At 50.2% G+C, this 1,585-nt stretch carries 2 protein-coding genes; both read left to right on the top strand.

Features of this window, described 5'->3' with window-relative positions:
• Positions 1-306, top strand: a 306-nt coding sequence (locus ACS8FD_RS14055) for a TRAP transporter small permease (protein WP_439276327.1), incomplete at its 5' end; no start/stop codon positions are given.
• Positions 303-1,585, top strand: a 1,283-nt coding sequence (locus ACS8FD_RS14050) for a TRAP transporter large permease (protein WP_439276326.1), incomplete at its 3' end; no start/stop codon positions are given. The genes ACS8FD_RS14055 and ACS8FD_RS14050, both read left to right, overlap by 4 nt.

Here is a 1,585-nt window from a genome sequence, read left to right as displayed (position 1 = left end):
GAGCGCTCACAGATCATCGTCGACGTCTTCACCCAAAAGATGTCACAAGCCCTTAAAGGCTACATGATGGGCGTGTTCATGATAGGTTTTTTTGTCATCGGTCTCGTCTTTACTTGGGGACTGTATGAAAGCGCCATCGACGCCATCGAATTTGGCAAAGTCACCCAAGATTTGCGCATCTCCATGATGCCCATCTACGCCATCAGCGCCTTCTTAAGTTTACTGCTGGCCATACGCTCCCTAATCGAATCCATCAACATCTTTAAAACAGGCGAATTCTTTGACGCCGAGGAGACAGGCGCATGAGTCCAGAAATGATTGGCGCCATCGGCCTATTGGTCATGATTCTATTGGTTGTCATACGTGTCCCAGTTGCTCTTGCCATGCTTGGTGTTGGCCTGGTTGGCTTTGGCGCTGTTACCTCAGCCGGTGGCGCTTTGCAGATGCTCAAAGACATCCCCGTCGACGTCTTAGCAAAGTACGACTTTAGCGCCATACCTTTATTTATTTTAATGGGCGTCTTTGCCACTCACTCAGGGATGGCCGGCAAACTCTTTGAAGCTACCCGTACCATCTTTGGCGGTGTCAGAGGCAGTCTTGGTATCGCTGGTATCGGCTCCTCCGGCATCTTTGCCTCCATTTCAGGTTCTTCTTTAGCCACTGCCTCCACTATGACCAAAGTGGCCCTGCCGCAAATGGAGAAATACGGCTATCAGCCAGGCTTTGCTTGTGGCATCTTGGCTGCGGGCGGTACGCTTGGCATTATGATCCCGCCCAGTATCGCCTTACTGGTTTATGCCATCCTAACCCAGCAGTCCGTTGGTGACATGTTTATCGCAGGCTTCTTGCCCGGCATGCTTGGCATGCTCATGTACTCGATCACTGTCATGATCATGGTGCGCTGGAAACCGCACTTGGCTCAGCGCGGCGAGTCAACCTCTTGGAAGGCCAAGCTACTCTCATTGACAGGATTGATACCGTTCACCTTTATCTTTATTGTGATCATCGCCGGTATCTTCTTTGGTCTGTTCACCCCAACAGAGGGGGCTGCAGTTGGGGCGTTTGTTTCTTGGGCCTATGCTGCTGTCAAAGGCATGCGTATGGAGGGACTAAAGCAGTCATTGATTGAAACCTTGGCGTTGTCTGCGGTGGTGTTCTTTATGCTACTTGGGGCAGAGGCACTTGGCTACTTTGTCTCAGTCTCTCGCCTGTCTTATTCGTTAGCGACGTGGATTGGGGGACTTGCGGTCAGTCCGATGATTGTTTTAATCTGTATTTTGTTTATGTACTTTTTACTTGGGTTGTTTATGGATGCCCTTGCGATGCTGGTGATCACTATTCCCGTGGTGTTCCCAATTATCTTGGCCCTTGGGTTTGATCCGGTGTGGTTTGGGATTATTGCAGTGTTGACGGTGGAGCTTGGTCTTATCACGCCGCCCATGGGGATGAATATCTTTGTAATTAAGGCGATGGCCCCGCATATCAAACTATCTGATATGTTTCGTGGAGTGGCACCGTTTATTGTCTCTGATGTCATTCGCTTGGTTATTCTGGTTGCGTTCCCAGCGATCTCTTTGGTGCTGCT

It is taken from the genome of Psychrobacter sp. 1U2, assembly GCF_051847575.1.
Note: the sequence above shows the minus strand (reverse complement) of the source record. Positions and strands in the feature narration are given on the sequence as shown.